Source organism: Sulfurospirillum diekertiae, from assembly GCF_011769985.2.
Taxonomy (GTDB): domain Bacteria; phylum Campylobacterota; class Campylobacteria; order Campylobacterales; family Sulfurospirillaceae; genus Sulfurospirillum; species Sulfurospirillum diekertiae.
The window spans coordinates 2099029-2116837 of sequence record NZ_CP039734.2; the positions used below are offsets into that span (position 1 = coordinate 2099029).

Consider the following 17809-nt stretch of genomic DNA (forward strand, 5'->3'; position numbering starts at 1 on the left):
TCTACGACCTTTTTAAAACATTTTTAATGCGCATCGAATTACCGACAACAACCAACGAACTAAGCGACATGGAAAGCGCTGCAAACAAAGGTATCACATGCCCACTCATGGCTAAAGGAATCGTAACAATATTGTACAGCAACGAAAAAGATAAGTTCTCTTTAACCACACGCAAACTCGCTCTTGCGATCACAAATGCCTCATACAAACTTTGCATACTATCGTTGGTCAAAACAATATCACTGATATCCACCGCAACATCAGCCCCATTCCCCATCGCAATCGCAATTTCACTTTGAGAAAGCGCTAATGCATCGTTAATACCATCACCTGCCATCACTACTTTTTGACCTTTTTGACGAAGTACTTCAATATACGCAGCTTTTTCATGAGGAAAGAGCCCTGCTTTGTACGTCTCAATGCCCACTTCTTCGGCAATTTCCTGGGTTACTTTAGCATGATCACCACTGAGCATGACGATCTCTAAACCTAGAGATTTCAGTGCCCCTATACTCTCTTTTGCGCCCTCTTTGAGCGCATCTTTAAGCCCAAATATAGCCATAAGTTTGCCATCAATTGCAAAGAAATAATGACTGAGTGATTCAAATCCGTGAGGCAAAAACACTTCGATGCCCGCTTCCTCCATCATTTTTGCATTGCCACCCAGAAGCTCATGGCCTTCCGCAACGGCTCTGACTCCTTTGGCCTCTACTGTTTTTATCTGCTCCAAACTCTTTACATGTAAAGTAGTTTCATCTTCGTTTAAAAAACGTGCAACCCCTTGGCTAATAGGATGATTGGATGAATTGACAAGTGCATATAACAAAGATCGATCAAACGTGTACGCATACTCATACATGACAACTTCAGGTTTACCTTTCGTAATGGTTCCTGTCTTATCCAAAACAAGCGTATTGCATTTTGCCATGCTCTCTAAAAACCCTGCCTCTTTAAACAAAATCCCTTTTTTTGCAGCAAGCCCAATCCCCACAATCGTTGCTACAGGTGTGGCAAGGCTAAGCGCACAAGGGCAGGCAATCACAATCACAGAAATCGCAATAATCAAACCCTTCTCAAAAGAACCACTTTGGTAGAACCAAAACAATAGTGTTGAGAAAGCTAAGAGCAAAATAGTTCGTGAAAAATACCCCGAAATTTGATTGGCAAGCTTTTCGATTTTAGGCTTTTTATTCATTGCATCTTCAAGCAAACAGACCAACTTGGAAAACATGGAGGAGGAAAAAGTATGGGTCGCTTGGTAGTGAATAACGCTGTCTAAGCAGATAGAACCACTCAGAATTTTATCGCCCTTTTGGGCTAAAACAGGAATGGATTCGCCATTGAGACGGGAAAGATCAAAAGAGCCTTCACCTTCAGTAATGACACCATCGATTGCCACTTTGTCGCCTGCTCGCACTTCGATGATTTCACCCAGTTCGACCGACTCAACGCTGGTTAAAATCTTTTCATCGCCTTTGATCAAAGTGACTTCTGTGGGCATGGAACTTCCAAAGGCATCAAGTGTGTCTACCGCTTTTTTCTTCGTTAAAACTTCCAAATATTTACCCGCAAAGACAAAGGTAACAATCATGGTTACTGAGTCAAAATAGACCTCAGCATTGTGTGAAAACATCGCATAGAGAGAAAAAACATACGTGAGTGTTGCCCCCGTAGCAACGAGAAAATCCATCGTAATATAACGATGTTTGATGCCATAATACGCCCCTTTAAAATAAACCGAACCGGTGTAAAACAGCGTTGGAGTGGCGAGAACAAACTCGGCGAAATTGAGAATATTTTTGATATTGCTCTGCATGCCCGTGAAATAGCCTGCATATTGCGCAATGGCAATCCACATCACATTCATTGTTGCAAAGATACCTACTAAAAGTTTGGAGTAATACTCTCTGCGTTGTGCCGTCGCTCGCTCTTCTCCACTTTTGGGATCGTAAGGATAAGCGTTATACCCAATGCTACGAATGGTTTCAATAATTGCAGACAGTTTAATCAATGATTCATCCCAAACAATTTTGGCTTTATGATTGGAATAACTAATCGAAACTTCAACGATTCCCTCTTGTCTAGAGAGCACTTTTTCATTAAGCCATACACACGCACTACAGTGAATTCCTTCTATAATAAGTGCTATTTCGCTAAATCCTTCTTTACTTTTTTTCACATATTTGGAAACAAATCCATCCAAATCAAAACGATTGACATCGTCTAACGTCACTTTCGGAGGGGTAAGTGTCGTCTCTCCCATTTTAGTATAAAAAGTATCCAGCCCTTCATCGCTTAAAAGGTGAAAAACACCTTGACACCCTTTACAACAAAAAAATTTAGGGGGGTTAAAACTTGTATCAGGTAGTAACATTGAGGTTTCGTATTCTAAGTGACAATGATCGCAACGTTGTTTGCTCATATTAATCTTTCATCTAAAGTTACATCTTAGAAAACATTATAGCGTGACTTTTTTGTGATGAACCTGATACTCATCTAAGCATAATAGCTTTTTTGAAATCTCTTCTCATTTTAAGACCCTAGACAAAAAAATCACTTAATTTTTTTTTTAAAACCTTTGTGCTAAAGTGCTACCCCTACATGTAAATGTAAGCATCTATGGGCTCAAAGGAATACGTTGGAGAGTAGTAAAAAATTCTATCTTAAAATGGTATTCTTTCTTTTGCTTACGCTATGCCTTACTTATAGTGCCATTTGGTATCAGTTGCCAGAGATCGCTTGTCTCCTCTTCGCGCTATCTGCTATTTTCAACCTTATAATTGTTACAAAACTATACAAAAGTAATACAAAACTAAAAAATGAGCTACGCAAAAATTTTTATATCGATCTTAACACCAAATTGCCAAATCGCCTTAAATTGCTGAAAGACACGAAAGAACTTGATCCCGATATTGAGTCGACTCTGATTATAATCAATATTGACTCCTTTCAAAATACCAATAACTTTTATGGACATAATTTTGGTGATAAATTTCTTAAAGTCATTGGTGAATGGCTTCGCCAAAATCTTCCTCCTATTGATGCGACATTGTATAAGTTTGAAGCCGATATTTATGCCATTTTAATCCGTGTTCCTTTCAGCGACTACAATCTCAAAAAATACCTCAAAAAAATCTCGATGAAAATCACCAAAGATCGCATTATTTGCGATGATGTCGAGGTCGATACAACCCTTTCCATTGGAGCACATCAAGGTAAAAAGAGTCTTTTGAAACTCGCATCCATTGCTTGTAAAGAAGCTAAAAATAAACGTTTGCCGTATATTATCTATGATAAAAGTAGTCATAAAGAAGCCGAGTACCATCACAATATGATGATGAGTCATACCCTCAAAGAAGCGCTTGCAAAAGATTATGTCATTCCTTTTTTCCAACCTATTTTATGTCTCCATACGAATGAGATCGAAAAGTTTGAAACCTTAATGCGCATCAAAAAAGAAGATGGAAATTATTACCTTCCAGCAGAATTTTTAGATGTCGCCAAACACTCTAAAATCTACTCTAAACTCTCTATGTCACTCATTCAAAAAGCATTTGAAACCTTTCAAATCTCGTCAAGTAGCTTTTCGATCAACCTCTCTTACCTTGATATGACGAACATTGTTACCACAACCTTTATCCTCGAAAAGCTTGAAGAGTTCAACGTGGGGCCATGGGTTATTTTTGAGATTTTAGAGAGTGATGGTATTGAAAATTATGAAGCCATCGCCAAATTTATTGACCAAGTCAAAATCCTATGGTGCCAAAATCGCCATTGATGATTTTGGCTCAGGCTACTCTAACTTTGAACGGCTGACCGAACTTAGAGTTGATTTTATTAAGGTTGATGGAAGTTTGATTAAAAATATTCATCAAAATGAAGAGACGAAAATCATCGTTAAAACGATTGTCAACTTTGCCAAAGAGCTTAATATCAAAACCATTGCAGAATATGTCCACTCAGAAGAAGTTCTCGCGTGCGTTAAAGAGGTCGGGATTGATTATGCGCAAGGCTTTTACATTGGTAAACCAAACCCAAAACTTCCACCTACGGCTTCACATTAACACTTTTTTTTTGACAAATAAACAGAGATAAATTCCTCCAAAAATCAAAAGGATACCACCTAAATGGTACCATTCTAAACGCTCACCTAAAAAAAGATACGCTAAGAAGCTTCCAAACAGTGGCATCAAATGGGTAAATTGTCCTGTTTTTCCAGCACCAATGTGAGCGATGCCATAATGCCACAAATAGTAGCAAAGAATAGATGTAAACAAAACGACATAAGCAATCACCCACGTGTAGTGTGTTAGGATCATCACTTCACGCTCCCACGTGTATCCTTGTGCAAGGTAAAAAGGCAATAGCATAACTAAACCTAAGCTCACCGTCGTAATAAAAAACTCAAAATTACTCAAGCTCGAAGGCCTAAATTTAACCAAAACACTGTAACTTGCCCAACATAAAGATGAGGCAATCACCCAAAAATCACCTGAATTGAAACTCAAGGTAAGAATACTTTGGACATCACCTTTAAGCACTAAAAAAATGACGCCTAGGGTTGAGAGAAGAATGCCGGAAACCTGTAGTTTAGAAATACGTGTTTTTAAAATTACAAAAGAGAGTAAAACAATAATGATTGGAATTGAGGAGTTAATCAACAACGCATTCGTCGCGGTTGTCTTTTGAAGTCCAATATACAAGAGTGTATTAAATGCTGCAATACCAAGGGCTGAAAGCACGACTAAAATACCAAAATGCGCTCTTAATGCTCTCCCAATTTTCTTTACATGTAAAAGTAAAAAAGGCAAAGTGACCACAAAAACACCTAACCATCTAAAGAATGCTAATTCCCAAGGTTCAATGGCTCCAGCAACAAATCGTCCGAGAACAAAATTGGCAGACCAAAAGAGCACACATAACACTAAGAGAACATAAACTTGCATTGGTATCCTTTTTTGCAAAGCGTGATTATAACAAATATAACGCCGTTACAACAGTAGCGCTCTATAATTTAAACCGTAAAAGGAATTGTAAGGAGACTTCAGTATGTACCATCAGCTTAATCTACGAGAAGTGACATATGTTCTCACGGAAGCACTTGATTATGTTGGCATCAATGATATACATCATGGTAAACGCGTTGCCTACATAGCCTATGAAATAGGCAAAAATCTAGGATTGAGACAATCCAAATTAGACAAAATTATGCTCATGGCAATGCTACATGATTGCGGGGTCTCATTAACCGATGTGCACAACTCTATTGTGAATAATCTTGATTGGGAAGATTCTCAAATTCACAGTGAACGAGGGGCTAAACTACTTCAAAGCGTTCCAATTTACACTGAATTTTCAGACATCATTGCTTTGCATCATACCCATTGGGAACACTTTTTACCTCAAATTGATAACGATATAAAACTTTATGCAAATCTTATCTATTTAAGTGATCGTATCGATGCTCTTCGTTCACAATTTGGAGCCCATTTATCTCAAGAAAAAGAGTATATTCGCTCCATTATCCGTACATATACTCCAGAATTATTTGCACCAAAACTATGTGAAGCCTTTATAGAGCTTTCTCATACGGATTTCTTTTGGCATTATTTAGAATCAGATCCACTACACTACTACTTCAAAGAATGGGTTGAAAAAGGAAAAATAGAAACGGTACATTTTAGTCTATTAAAAAGCATCGCCAGTATGTTTGCCAACATTGTTGACGCCAAAGATCATTCAAACCAACATCAATCCTTGATGGTTGCTTCTTTAGCACGCACGATTGCTGGGTTATGTCATTTATCAATTGGGGAGCAAGATGAAATTGAACTTGCCGCTTTATTTCAAAATCTAGGGAAACTCAGAATTCCTGATGCCATTCTTAAAAAGAGCACCTCTTTAAGCGATGACGAGCAGATTAAAATCAGGCGACAAGGATTTGATACACAGATTATTTTGCGCCAAATTAAGGGATTTGATTATATTACCAAAAATTATTTCATCCTATTATAAAGAGATGATGTCAACACTGCAAGGAAAAAACATACCAAACAAAACAAAACACTTTCATTCCTTTAGAAACATCTATTTTAATGATTGCAAATACGTTTCTGACACAACTGCATAACGCAACCAAAGAGTCCATAACACCCGCAGAAATAGAGACTCTTTTAGACACACTAATCACTCAATCCCACCAACTTGAAACACCTATGAAAGAAGAGATAGCCTTATATCTTAAGTGCTATTGTGAAAAAGGAATCGCGCCTATTGTTTACATGTAAAATCATTTTCCCGTCACCTTCTTTTAGTGGGATTATGATAAAATTAACTTTGGTCATACTCAAGAGGAGTTGTCAATGCGGGCACTTATCTTTTGTTTATTTTTCTACATAACACTCTTTGCAAATCATCATCGTGAACCTATTTCATTACAACTTACATGGTTGCACCAATTCCAATCCGCAGGATTTTACGTTGCACAAGAAAAAGGTTTTTATGAAGACCTTGATCTCAATGTAACCATTAAAGAGTATCAAAAAGGGCTCAATGTTGTCGATGCAGTTCTTGCGAAAAAGAGCACGTATGGCATCGGAAGATCTTCTCTCATTATTGACCGTAGCAATCATAAACCCGTTGTTGCACTTATGGCTCTTTTTCAATATGACCCTTCTATTCTTATTACCACCAATCCCACGATTCAAACACCACAAGACCTTTTCAATCGCACTATTATGATGAGTCTTGATAAATTAAATTCTGCATCCATGATTTCAATGCTTTTAAGTCATGGTGTCAAAGTGGAAGACATCTTTGTACAAGAACCCTCTTTCAATATTGAAGATCTCATTCAACACAAAATTGATGCCATGGCATGTTATATCTCAAATGAGCCTTTTACCCTTTCTAAACAAAATATTCCCTATACCATTTTAAATCCGAAAGAATATGGTTTTAATTTTTATGGTGACATTCTTTTCACGTCAGAAGATGAACTTACCTTGCATAAAGAGCGTGCAAAACGCTTTTACACAGCAACCAAACAAGGATGGGAATGGGCATTTGAGCATATTCCTGAAACAGCACAGCTCATTTATGAAAAATACAATACCCAAAACAAAAGCTTAGAAGCGCTGATTTATGAAGGAGAGACGCTCAAAAAGCTTGCTTTTGATGATGACAAACCTTATGGGACACTAGAACCTGAAAAAGTTGAAGCTATTCGTAATGTTTATAAAAGAAGCGGCATGCTGCAAAACATCCATTCGCTAGAAGGTTTTATTGACCCTCTCCATTTTGCCAAAGATATCGTAAAAATAGGTGTTTTAGCAAGCAGGGAAGACCAAGAAATCATGCCAAAGACATGGAGTAATAGCGAACAATACCTCAGTGACCTTTTTACTTCCCATCAATTTGTCATCATACCCCTTTCATTTGAAGAGATGGAAAAAAAAATTCAACACGGTGATTTAGACTTTATTATTACCAATCCAATGTTTTCCATTCAACTATCACAAGCCTATGGAATCAGTCAAATTGCAACAATAAGCCCTCGCTACAAAAATCACTTCTACAGTGAATATGGCAGTGTCATTTTCACCAAAGCTGATGCCACTATTGAACGATTCAATGATCTCCATGAGAAAAAAATAGGTGCCGTTTCACCACGCTCATTTGGTGGTTATCTCTTAGGGATGAAAGAGATCGGTATGCCCTCATTAGAAAAAAATATTCTCTTTTTTGGCACACATGCTAACGTAGTCAAAGCTGTTCTTGAAGGTCGTGTTGACGCCGGTATCATTCGAACCGATGTATTGGAAAACATGCAAGAAGACAATCTTATCTCGTTGAGCGATATTAAAATTCTCCATGCAAAGAAGTATCCTGATTTTCCTTTTCTTGTTAGTACCGAGCTTTATCCAGAATGGGTACTTGCCAAAACATCTCATGCTTCAGAATACCTTACCAATGAAGTGCTTAGCACCCTTTTGAAATTTTCCTCAAAACCAAAAAACAAACAAGAATTTCGATTGACGACTCCTCTAGATAACTCAAAAGTCCATGCGTTGATGCAAGAGTTTAATATCTATCCCTACCAGAAAGAGCCCTATACCTTCACAGATGCTCTTTTAAAATACAAATACTTTTTTTTAGGGCTTTTTATTCCCTTTATCATGGCGATCTTCTTTATAATGCATATCCAACGACTCAATAAAAAATTACGCGAACATGCCATAGAGATTGGAAATTTTAATGCGACTTTAGAGCATGAAGTAGAAGAGAGAACCCATCAGCTCACCTTACTCAATTCAAAACTTAAAGAACTTGCCAATACGGATGAACTGACCAGAATAGATAACCGCAGACATTTTTTCCTTCTTGCAACACAATATTTTTATTCATCTAAGCGTAACAACCTAGAACTTTATATTTTTTCCTTAGATATAGACCTATTCAAACAGGTTAATGACACCTACGGTCATGCGATAGGAGATGAAGTGCTCAAATCTTTCTGCCATACGATTAAAGAGATCATCAGGCAAAGTGATCTTTTTGGTCGTATTGGTGGAGAGGAATTTTGTATCTGCATTCAAAATACAACGCTTGAAGGGGCAACAACCCTTGCCGAAAAAATTAGAGAAAGCATTCAAAATACAACCACAATCGTCGGCACTCAAGAACTTCCAAAAATTACCGTCAGTATTGGTATCAGTAGCATACAAAAGGGGGATAACGAAATTTTTGACATCATTAAACGCTCTGATGAAGCGCTTTATCGGGCAAAACGCAATGGCAGAAACCAAGTACAAATCATCTTAAAATAGATTTTGATCGATATTTTAGGTTTCCGTTTATAATAAGAGTTGAACTTCTTGAGTTTAACTTCTTTAATTAAGAGTTTATTTATCCGAGTTGGCTATAATTTTCATATATTTTTAAAAAAGGACACACATGTCATCAACCAAACTCAAAGGCAATCCAGTCGCTCTTGCAGGTAAAGAAATTAACGTCGGAGACAAAGCTCCAATCGTTAAAGTCGTCGCAAAAGATTTAAGTGAACTTACTATCGGTGGACCAAGTGATAAAACACAAATCATTGTCATCGTACCTTCTTTAGACACGGCTGTTTGTGCACAAGAGACACGTACCTTTAACACAAAAGCTGCTGCGATCAAAGATGCAACAGTTGTTGTTGTTTCTATGGATCTTCCTTTTGCAATGGGACGCTTTTGTACCACAGAAGGCATTGAAAACCTTCAAGTAGGCAGTGACTTTAGAGAAAAAGCAACAGCAAACGCTTACGGTGTTCTAATTGCAGATGGTCCACTTAAAGGATTAAGTGCAAGAGCTATTTTTGTTGTCGATAAAAGTGGTAAAGTTGTTTATAAAGAGATTTGCCCAGAAATTACGGAAGAACCAAACTATGAAGCAGCATTATGCGCGCTTAAAGAGACAGCAGCTCCAGCACATCACTGCGGCTGTGGTGCAAAATAACGCTTAACTCATTCCTGCTCCTTCTTGTGTCTGTGAAAGCCACAAGAGGAGTTCCTCCATTTTTAAAATCATCTTTACATCAACACTCTTTTCAGGAAAATCCAAGATCGTCTCCATCAAAGCTCTATTTTGTAAAAAAGCAATGTCATAGAGTGCTGCTTTTTCAATAATTTTTTCTAAAACAGTATTATGCTCAAGTGTTGTTGCGCTCTTCTGTACAGCTTGATACTGCGATAATCCTTGTCGCATCATAGTGCAATGACTCCTGCAAAACGTCCTGTTATTTTATCTCTTCGGTACGAAAAATAATTATGATTACTGCAACTGCACTCTTTTGAAATTTCAAGATGCTCAGGTTTAATGCCAAGTTCCAAGAAGACGTCACGATTGTAGTGCTGTAAATCTAAAAAATACTTTTTATCTTGGATATGTACAAATTTTTCAAACCCTGTAATCACTTCTTCACCCACTTCATAGCAACACGCATGAATTGAAGGACCCATAAAAATACGCAGCTCGTGCATATGTGTACCAAACGCTTCTTGCATAGCCAATGCACACTTTTGTCCTATGTTCAACTGGCTACCCGCACGTCCCGCATGTGCGACACCAATGGCTTGATGAACTGCATCGTAATATAAAATTGGAATGCAATCTGCAACCATAACACACAGGGCAATATCAGGGTGCTCAGTAATCATCGCATCACAGGTTGGCATTTCTTCATCACCATGTTCAATCAAGACCACTTTATCGCCATGGATTTGATCCATAAAAACCAGTTTGGAAACGCCCATATTTTCTTGTAAAAGTTCTCTATTTTTTTTTACATGTAAAGGATCGTCACCCACATGTAAAGCGAGATTAAGACTATCAAAGGGCGCTTGACTGACGCCTCCAAACCTCGTTGTAAAACGATACTGCATCAGTAGATCGCCATAATACGATCGACTCCGTTCCAATCAAGCGCATCTTTTTTTTGAAACATATGGTAAAGATACCGTGCAAACATATCGGTTTCAACATTAACTTTACGTCCGATTTTATAACTCCCAATCAATGTTTTTTCGAGAGTATGAGGAATAATCGTTAGCCGAAAACTCTTTTTGCTGACATCATTGACCGTCAAACTCACGCCATCAATGGTAATACTTCCTTTAGGAATCACAAACGTGATCTGTTTTTCAGGAATGCTAACTTCGATATCGAGCCCATTTTCTCTTTGGTTTAAATGCTCTATCACACCCACACAATCCACATGCCCCTGAACCATATGCCCATCAAGACGATCACCTAGGGCAAGAGCTGGCTCAATATGCACTTTCCCTTTCAGGTTTTCAACGGCAAGTAAAGACCTACTTTCCAAAGAGAGTTCCACACTAAAACCACCTTCAAAAAGCTGGATAACGGTCAAACATGCACCATTAACGGCAATGCTGTCACCAATTTTAGGCTTATAGGTCGCACGAAGCGTTAAAATGTTACTAGAATAGCTTTTGACTTCTGCAAATTCGCGAATGAGACCTGTAAACATACTTAACCTTTTTATATTTCTATGATTTTATTATAACGCTTTTAGTATTGAACTTGCCTAAGGAAAAAGATTCATATCCACTCAAAACCATGGACGTTTTATCGCCAATGAGATTTCAGATCTAACTGAGTTAAATTTTGCTCTTCCCCCTTTTTTCCCCTTCTTTTCCTGATAGTATGTATTTCAATAACCAACTTGTATGTAATAAGAAGCTATTTAACCTTAAAAATGCGGTGGTTTTAGTATAATGATCTAAAATGACATATGGAGATTTGACGATGGGCAACTGGACAATTTCGCAGAAAATCTACGTTCCTCTCTTTGGAGGGCTAGTGATTGGCTTTATTCTTATTCTTTTTTCCTCATATTTGAGTATTAAAGATATTGAAAGCAATGTCTATACGAAAGAAAAAACAAACTTAGATGTTTACATTGCCAACCAATTAGATACCAAAAAAGAGGTATGCCTTACGAATGCCATCGTACTTGGAAGTAATGACAATGTACTCAATGCCCTAGAAACGGGTGATCGTAAATCTGCACTTAAAGGGCTCAATGATATTGTCAAATCTTTTACAAGCAATGCCGGCAGTAAAAATCCTCAAATTCATATTCATACTAAAGATATTAAAAGCTTTTTAAGACAATGGAGCCCCAATAAATTTGGCGATGACCTCTCTTCCTTTAGACCAAGCATCAAAAAAGTCAAAGAGACTAAGACACCTATGTATGCTATTGAAATGGGTGTTGCGGGTATGTCAGCGCGAGGACTTGCTCCTGTACTAAATGAAGGAGGCGAGTATATCGGTTCTGTGGAATTTATCCTTGGATTTGATGATATCGTTCAGATGGCAAAACACGACCTTGATGCCAGTGTTATTTTCTTGACCGATAAAAAACATCTTGACCTAAGCGCCAATGCCAAAGATGCTCTTTTAGCAAAAGACACTGCCTTATCCCAACCTAAAGAGATTACCGATATGGCACTTTTTAACGAAATTAAAGATTTAAATTTGGAAGCACAAGGACACTCTTTTTCAACGCCAAACTTTTTTATCGTTCGCCAAGAAATCAAAAGTTTTGAAGGTAACCGAATTGGAGAGGTTCTCATCGCTAAAAAAATAGATGCGGTTAAATCAGCCGTACACGAAGCACAATACGTTTTAGTGAAACTTATTATCACCATGTCAGTGATTACTATGCTGATTATGGCCATGCTCGTAATTACCCTAAAAAAAGCCGTTATCGACCCTGTGAAAGAACTCAAAGAACGAGCGGACAATCTTGCCAGCGGAGATGGTGACTTAACCAAAAAAATGGATGTCCTCAGCGGCGATGAGATAGGGCTTGCATCCAAAGCGTTCAATCTTTTCATAGACAAAGTACGCAATACGGTTAGCATGGCAAAATCAGCCAGCACTGAAAATGCTTCTGTTGCGAATGAACTCAGTTCAACGGCACTTGAAGTAGGTAAACGCGCAGAGGAGACATCTTCCATTGTCAATGAGACCAACACAATGTCCATCAACATCAAAGAAGAACTTTCACGCTCACTTCAAAAAGCTCAAAAGTCTAAAGAAGAGATCGCCGAAGCACATTCTAAGCTTGTCAATGCAAAAAATCAAATCGTTAAAATGGCAAATCAAGTGCAGTCCAATGCGGCGACTGAAATTGAACTTTCACGTCAAATTTTACAGCTGAGTAATGATGCTGACCAAGTCAAAGGGGTTCTGACGGTTATCTCTGACATTGCCGATCAGACCAATCTTTTAGCATTAAATGCCGCCATTGAAGCAGCAAGAGCAGGAGAGCATGGACGCGGATTTGCCGTCGTTGCGGATGAAGTTAGAAACTTGGCTGAACGCACTCAAAAAAGCCTTACTGAGATCAATGCCACCATCAATGTCATTGTCCAATCCATCAATGATGCAAGCGACCATATGGGGAGCAATTCAAAAAATATGGAAACACTCGCTGTCATTGCCTCTGAGGCAGAAAAAAATATTCATGAAACAGCGGTGATTATGGATAATGCAACACTTTCAAGTGAAAATACAGTGAATGATTACATTGAAACCGGTAAAAAAGTCGATGCCATTGTCACTAAAATTGAAGTGATCAATACGATTACGATCAGTAATACACGTAGCATGGAAGAAGTCAGTAGTGCGACGGATCACTTAAGTGACCTGACTGAAAAGCTCAACCAAGTCTTGGGTAACTTTAGAACCTAAAATAAAGGAGTGTTTTTACACTCCCTTTTGTCCAAAGAAACGATAAAAGGCAAGCGTAGTTGCTCTTGCCTCTTCTAAACTCACCTCTTTAAACCTCACACGTCCACCTGCCTTAAGCTGTGCCAGTTTAAAACAATCCACAGCAATGACAGAGCCAATTTTAGGATATCCCCCAATCGTTTGACGCTCTTTTAAAAGGACAATGGGTTCACCATGACTTGGGATTTGTACCGCACCATAGCAAATAGGTTCAGAGAGAATTCCCGTGGCACTGGGTACCACTTTTTCACCGCTTAGACGATACCCCATACGATCGCCCTCGCCCTTAAAGGTATAAACACTGTTAAAAAATGTTCCTTGGGACGAGGCATCAAACATTGCTTCTTGGTAGCCTTTCACTAAACGAAGAGTTATCTCCTCTGGGTAATGCGGTATAAACTGCTTCTCCAATTTTCGACGATCCATCGGACAACGCGCTCCAGATGTGGGAAGTTGATCGCCCGTTTTAAGCTTCCTTCCTTCAATGCCTCCAAGCCCTTCTTTAATGCTGGTTGAGAAGCTACCATAAAGGTGAGGCGTTTGAAAACCACCTGCTACGGCAAGGTACGCAAACTGCCCTTCACTGGCAAATCCAAAGGAGAGTGTATCTCCCTTTTTAAGCTGATGAACTTGCCATAAGCCAATGGTATGACCATTGAGTTTTGGGTGCATAGTCGCACCACAAATGGCTATGCACATCTCACTTTGTGCTTTAAGGGCGATTCCACCTAAAGCTATCTCAATGGATGGCGTATTAAAATCATTACCCACCAAAAAGTTGGCATATCCAAATGCCATTTCATCCATAGCACCACTTTGTGTCAGACCAATGTCGCTAAAACCTCTGCGCCCCGCATCTTGAATACAGCTTTGAACACCACCATTTTCAACTAAAAAGCCCTTCATAGCTTGCCTCCTAGTTTCAAAAATTCCGCTTTGGAAATAGACTCAAAGCGTACCTGATCACCTACATGTAACAGTGAAAGTCCATCATAGGAGGCATCAAACATCGCCGTTGGAGTTCGACCCAGAACCTTCCAGCCTCCAGGACTTTGGTTTGGATAAACGGCTGTTTGACGATCAGCGATGGAAACACTCCCTTTGGGAACCGCCTTCCTTGGACTGGCTAAACGTGATGTGGCTAAACGCTCATCAATCTCACCTAAATAGGCAAATCCAGGGGCAAAACCAATGGCGTAAACACTGTACATCCCTTTTACATGTAAAGCGATAATCTCTTCAACTGTAAGATTTTTCTCTTTGGCTAAAAGTTCTAAATCAAGCCCGACTTCAACCCCATAATACGTTGGAATGGTGATAATTTTAGGCTCGTTCATCGTAATTTCTTCGGCATGATGAATAATCGTTTCTAGTTTTTCACATACCCCATCAAAATCAAATTGCATCACATCGTAACTGACCATCAAAGATGCGTAAGAAGGAATAATCTCAAAAAAACTTTCACACTTTTCCGCTTTTAAAGCCAAATAACTTTTTTGCACCTCTTGCGAAATGGCAGGGTCTATGGTGCTTCCAAAATAGACAATAACAGAAGATTCTGAGGCAATTTTATAGACCCTACTCACATGCTTTTCCTAAGCGTTTCTACCATAGTAACGGCTTCTTCATTGTCACCATGCACACACAAGGTATCGGCTCTTAAAGCAATCTTTTTACCCGAGAGGGTCTCAAGTACGCCCTCTTTTTGAAGTAGTTTTAAACGCTCAATGACCGCTTTAACATCATGCAGTACCGCACCTTTTTGCGTGCGTGGAACTAAAAGTCCACTCTCATCATACGCACGATCGGCAAACACTTCATAAATCAGCTCCAAGCCAAGTTCTTTGGCAATGGCTTCTTGTTTGGACGTATCGATCATGGAAAGAATCATCAATTTTAATTTTGGATTCACCCGTGCTACGGCGGTTGCTACGGCTCTAAAAATGCGCTCATCTTTCATCATATCGTTGTAAAGTCCCCCATGAGGCTTGACATACGAAAGCGTGGCGCCATTAGCCGTCACGAAAGCTTGAAGCGCTCCAATTTGGTAAATCACCATTGACTCCACCTCTTCAAGTGAGCAGACCATACTGCGCCTACCAAAGCCTACTAAGTCAGGATACGCAGGATGCGCCCCAATGGTAACGCCGTGTTTTAGGGCAAGTTTAATAGAACGATCCATAATCACAGGATCTCCCGCATGAAACCCACAGGCAAAATTTGCCATGTCCACATAAGGCATAATGGCTTCATCCAAACCCATTTTCCAAGAACCAAAGCTCTCGCCTGCATCACAATTTAATTTGATCATTCTGTTCTCCTACATGAGAAAAATAATTTTTGAAATATGGTATCACAGTTCGAGTAAAATAAGAAGGTCAATAAATAATCAAATGATAAAAAATAAGCTTTACATGTAAAGCTTATTTCACTCCCAAAGACACTAATTTAGTTTTATTTCCTCAATTTAATATACAGTCAATTCGTAGTATAATGATATAAATTATGTATATATTGAAGGTATTAGTATTATGAAATATGATGTTATTGTAATCGGTGGTGGACATGCAGGTATTGAAGCCTCTTTAGCGTCTGCAAGACTCGGGCACAAAACCCTTTTGATTTCTATTTTAGCCGAGCAAATTGGAGCTGCTAGCTGTAATCCTGCCATTGGCGGACTTGCTAAAGGACACTTGGTCAAAGAACTTGACGCACTTGGCGGTCAAATGGCGCTTGCTACCGATGCTGCTGGAATCCAGTTTAGAACGCTTAATCTTTCAAAGGGACCCGCTGTTCGAGGTAGTCGCGCACAAATTGATATGGATAGATACCGTATCTACATGCGTACAACCATTTTAAACACTGAAAATTTGAGTGTTGCTCAAGAAGTTGCTGAAGAAATCGTCACCGAAGATGGCAAAGTAACCGGTGTGATTACAGCAATGGGTAACCACTACCATGCACAAAAAATTATTATTACCACAGGAACATTTTTAAAAGGTCTTATCCACATAGGTGAGTATAAACACCAATCAGGTCGTGTGGGGGAATTTCCTTCCATAAAACTCTCAGACTCAATCAAATCACTGGGTATTGTTATGGGACGTCTAAAAACAGGAACCTGTGCCAGAATTGATGCTAAAACAATCGATTTTTCCAAAATGGAGCTACAACCAGGCGATGAAAACCCTTTGCCATTTAGTTTTAGAACCGATCGCGCAACCTTTAAACCTTTTCAACTTCCATGCTATATCGCCTATACCAATGAAGAAACCCACACGATTATTGAGAGTAACTTCCATCGTGCCCCTCTTTTTACAGGACAAATTGAAGGTGTAGGCCCACGCTATTGCCCTAGTATTGAAGACAAAATCAACCGCTTTCGCGACAGAGATCGTCATCATCTCTTTATTGAGCCTCAAACACGCGAAGCGACCGAATACTACATCAACGGTTTTAGCACCTCTCTTCCAACCGACACACAACTCGATATGATTCATTCGGTTGAGGGAATGGAAAATGCAAAGATTGTTCGCTTTGGTTATGCGATTGAATACGATTATGTTCAGCCAACCGAGCTAAAACATACACTCGAAACCAAAAAAATCTCTGGACTGTACTGTGCAGGGCAAATCAATGGGACAACAGGGTATGAAGAAGCCGCGGCACAAGGCTTAATGGCAGGTATCAATGCTTCGCTGGCACTCAGTGATGAAGAACCTTTAATCTTAAGACGTGACGAAGCCTACATCGGTGTTTTGATCGACGATTTGGTGACAAAAGGAACCAAAGAGCCGTACCGTATGTTTACCTCTCGCGCCGAGTATCGTCTGTTACTTCGTGAAGATAATGCAGATTTGAGGCTCACACCGTATGGCTATAAAATTGGTTTGATTGATGAGCAAACCCATGAGCGTGTCGTGAAAAAGCAGTCGCAGTTAAATGAAGGTCTTGCATACCTCGAAGAGATGACGCTCACGCCTTCTCATGAAAACAATGCTTTCTTAGCGAGCATTGGCGAGGATAACATCACCGATAAAGTGTCACTACAAAAAATTGTTGCACGTTCTGAATTCAGTGTTGAGAAACTTGAAAAATTAGCACCGATAGTATGTACCTTTAGTGAAGAGGCTAAAGAGCAGATTCTCGTTGAAGCGAAGTATAAAAACTATATTGAAAAACAGAAAGATCAAATCGATACGATGAAAGAGATGACCAATGTCAAAATCCCACCAATGATGGATTTTAGTTCTATTTCTGGTCTGAGTAATGAAGTAGTGGAAAAATTACAGCGCTTTAATCCTCCCACTCTTTTTGCAGCCAGTGAGATTAGCGGAATTACACCAGCAGCACTGGATATATTACATGTTTATATTAAAATATCTAATAAAAAAAATAATTGACGCAATATTGACGTAAATCTGTAATAATTTGACACATGTCATAGATTCTTAATATAAGATGCGATAAAATTGTCACAAATTAAACTACACGAAAGGAAGAA

16 protein-coding genes are annotated in these 17809 nt (G+C 39.0%); 8 read left to right on the top strand and 8 right to left on the bottom strand.

Annotated elements, in window-relative coordinates; all coding sequences use genetic code 11:
- Position 1: 1 nt before the first annotated feature.
- Positions 2 to 2422: a heavy metal translocating P-type ATPase gene (locus FA584_RS10750; RefSeq protein ID WP_167749455.1), complete on the bottom strand. Its 2421-nt coding sequence runs from the start codon at positions 2420 to 2422 to the stop codon at positions 2 to 4.
- A gap of 216 nt (positions 2423 to 2638) precedes the next feature.
- On the opposite strand from FA584_RS10750, the gene FA584_RS10755 reads away from it, so the two are divergent.
- Both FA584_RS10755 and FA584_RS14735 read left to right on the top strand, forming a co-directional pair.
- Complete coding sequence (locus tag FA584_RS10755; protein ID WP_256431169.1) at positions 2639 to 3778, top strand: EAL domain-containing protein; 1140 nt, start codon at positions 2639 to 2641, stop codon at positions 3776 to 3778.
- Positions 3717 to 4064, top strand: a complete 348-nt coding sequence (locus tag FA584_RS14735) for an EAL domain-containing protein (protein WP_256431170.1) — start codon at positions 3717 to 3719, stop codon at positions 4062 to 4064. Before FA584_RS10755 ends, FA584_RS14735 begins: the two co-directional genes overlap by 62 nt.
- Here FA584_RS14735 and FA584_RS10760 read toward each other — a convergent pair.
- Entirely contained in the window at positions 4056 to 4946 is an 891-nt protein-coding gene (locus FA584_RS10760; protein ID WP_167749456.1) for a DMT family transporter, read from the bottom strand. The two genes, FA584_RS14735 and FA584_RS10760, sit on opposite strands and share 9 nt — an antisense overlap.
- A 103-nt stretch (positions 4947 to 5049) precedes the next feature.
- Here FA584_RS10760 and FA584_RS10765 point away from each other — a divergent pair, with 103 nt between their 5' ends.
- The 4 genes from FA584_RS10765 (at position 5050) to tpx (ending at position 9498) form a co-directional block, all read left to right on the top strand.
- Positions 5050 to 6015, top strand: a complete 966-nt coding sequence (locus FA584_RS10765; protein WP_167749457.1) for an HD-GYP domain-containing protein — start codon at positions 5050 to 5052, stop codon at positions 6013 to 6015.
- Between the two features lie 80 nt (positions 6016 to 6095).
- Positions 6096 to 6287 carry a hypothetical protein gene (locus FA584_RS10770; RefSeq protein ID WP_167749458.1) on the top strand — a complete coding sequence of 64 codons (192 nt, stop codon included), beginning with the start codon at positions 6096 to 6098 and terminating at the stop codon, positions 6285 to 6287.
- 75 nt (positions 6288 to 6362) lie between these two features.
- On the top strand, positions 6363 to 8828 hold the full coding sequence (locus FA584_RS10775; protein ID WP_167749459.1) for a diguanylate cyclase: 2466 nt from the start codon (positions 6363 to 6365) through the stop codon (positions 8826 to 8828).
- 127 nt (positions 8829 to 8955) lie between these two features.
- Positions 8956 to 9498, top strand: coding sequence for a thiol peroxidase (tpx, locus tag FA584_RS10780; RefSeq protein ID WP_087439228.1), 543 nt, complete (start codon positions 8956 to 8958; stop codon positions 9496 to 9498).
- Between the two features lie 3 nt (positions 9499 to 9501).
- On the opposite strand, the gene FA584_RS10785 is transcribed toward tpx, so the two are convergent.
- The 3 genes from FA584_RS10785 to FA584_RS10795 are packed head-to-tail and all read right to left on the bottom strand — an operon-like array spanning position 9502 to position 11032.
- Positions 9502 to 9750, bottom strand: a complete 249-nt coding sequence (locus FA584_RS10785) for a hypothetical protein (protein ID WP_087439229.1) — start codon at positions 9748 to 9750, stop codon at positions 9502 to 9504.
- Positions 9747 to 10460 carry a peptidoglycan editing factor PgeF gene (pgeF, locus tag FA584_RS10790; protein ID WP_228447979.1) on the bottom strand — a complete coding sequence of 238 codons (714 nt, stop codon included), beginning with the start codon at positions 10458 to 10460 and terminating at the stop codon, positions 9747 to 9749. Before pgeF ends, FA584_RS10785 begins: the two co-directional genes overlap by 4 nt.
- Complete coding sequence (locus FA584_RS10795; RefSeq protein ID WP_167749460.1) at positions 10424 to 11032, bottom strand: riboflavin synthase; 609 nt, start codon at positions 11030 to 11032, stop codon at positions 10424 to 10426. The genes pgeF and FA584_RS10795 overlap by 37 nt, the downstream gene beginning before the upstream one ends.
- 257 nt (positions 11033 to 11289) lie before the next feature.
- Here FA584_RS10795 and FA584_RS10800 point away from each other — a divergent pair, with 257 nt between their 5' ends.
- The gene (locus FA584_RS10800) at positions 11290 to 13266 is read left to right on the top strand and encodes a methyl-accepting chemotaxis protein (protein ID WP_228447980.1); all 1977 of its coding nucleotides are present in this window, start codon (positions 11290 to 11292) and stop codon (positions 13264 to 13266) included.
- A gap of 15 nt (positions 13267 to 13281) precedes the next feature.
- Here the strand turns inward: FA584_RS10800 and FA584_RS10805 are convergent, their stop codons facing one another.
- The 3 genes from FA584_RS10805 to FA584_RS10815 are packed head-to-tail and all read right to left on the bottom strand — an operon-like array spanning position 13282 to position 15616.
- Positions 13282 to 14211 carry a 5-oxoprolinase subunit C family protein gene (locus FA584_RS10805; RefSeq protein ID WP_167749461.1) on the bottom strand — a complete coding sequence of 310 codons (930 nt, stop codon included), beginning with the start codon at positions 14209 to 14211 and terminating at the stop codon, positions 13282 to 13284.
- The gene (gene pxpB, locus FA584_RS10810; RefSeq protein ID WP_167749462.1) at positions 14208 to 14891 is read right to left on the bottom strand and encodes a 5-oxoprolinase subunit PxpB; all 684 of its coding nucleotides are present in this window, start codon (positions 14889 to 14891) and stop codon (positions 14208 to 14210) included. The genes FA584_RS10805 and pxpB overlap by 4 nt, the downstream gene beginning before the upstream one ends.
- Entirely contained in the window at positions 14888 to 15616 is a 729-nt protein-coding gene (locus FA584_RS10815; RefSeq protein WP_191342050.1) for a 5-oxoprolinase subunit PxpA, read from the bottom strand. Before FA584_RS10815 ends, pxpB begins: the two co-directional genes overlap by 4 nt.
- A gap of 220 nt (positions 15617 to 15836) precedes the next feature.
- Here FA584_RS10815 and mnmG point away from each other — a divergent pair, with 220 nt between their 5' ends.
- On the top strand, positions 15837 to 17708 hold the full coding sequence (mnmG, locus tag FA584_RS10820; RefSeq protein ID WP_167749463.1) for a tRNA uridine-5-carboxymethylaminomethyl(34) synthesis enzyme MnmG: 1872 nt from the start codon (positions 15837 to 15839) through the stop codon (positions 17706 to 17708).
- Positions 17709 to 17809 lie beyond the last annotated feature (101 nt).

Bases quoted from the DNA above. Each gene is read 5' to 3' on its own strand.
- FA584_RS10750 (WP_167749455.1), bottom strand. From the start codon at position 2,422: ATGAGCAAACAACGTTGCGATCATTGTCACTTAGAATACGAAACCTCA.
- FA584_RS14735 (WP_256431170.1), top strand. From the start codon at position 3,717: ATGAAGCCATCGCCAAATTTATTGACCAAGTCAAAATCCTATGGTGCC.
- FA584_RS10760 (WP_167749456.1), bottom strand. From the start codon at position 4,946: ATGCAAGTTTATGTTCTCTTAGTGTTATGTGTGCTCTTTTGGTCTGCC.
- FA584_RS10765 (WP_167749457.1), top strand. From the start codon at position 5,050: ATGTACCATCAGCTTAATCTACGAGAAGTGACATATGTTCTCACGGAA.
- FA584_RS10770 (WP_167749458.1), top strand. From the start codon at position 6,096: ATGATTGCAAATACGTTTCTGACACAACTGCATAACGCAACCAAAGAG.
- FA584_RS10775 (WP_167749459.1), top strand. From the start codon at position 6,363: ATGCGGGCACTTATCTTTTGTTTATTTTTCTACATAACACTCTTTGCA.
- tpx (WP_087439228.1), top strand. From the start codon at position 8,956: ATGTCATCAACCAAACTCAAAGGCAATCCAGTCGCTCTTGCAGGTAAA.
- FA584_RS10785 (WP_087439229.1), bottom strand. From the start codon at position 9,750: ATGATGCGACAAGGATTATCGCAGTATCAAGCTGTACAGAAGAGCGCA.
- FA584_RS10795 (WP_167749460.1), bottom strand. From the start codon at position 11,032: ATGTTTACAGGTCTCATTCGCGAATTTGCAGAAGTCAAAAGCTATTCT.
- FA584_RS10800 (WP_228447980.1), top strand. From the start codon at position 11,290: ATGACATATGGAGATTTGACGATGGGCAACTGGACAATTTCGCAGAAA.
- FA584_RS10805 (WP_167749461.1), bottom strand. From the start codon at position 14,211: ATGAAGGGCTTTTTAGTTGAAAATGGTGGTGTTCAAAGCTGTATTCAA.
- FA584_RS10815 (WP_191342050.1), bottom strand. From the start codon at position 15,616: ATGATCAAATTAAATTGTGATGCAGGCGAGAGCTTTGGTTCTTGGAAA.
- mnmG (WP_167749463.1), top strand. From the start codon at position 15,837: ATGAAATATGATGTTATTGTAATCGGTGGTGGACATGCAGGTATTGAA.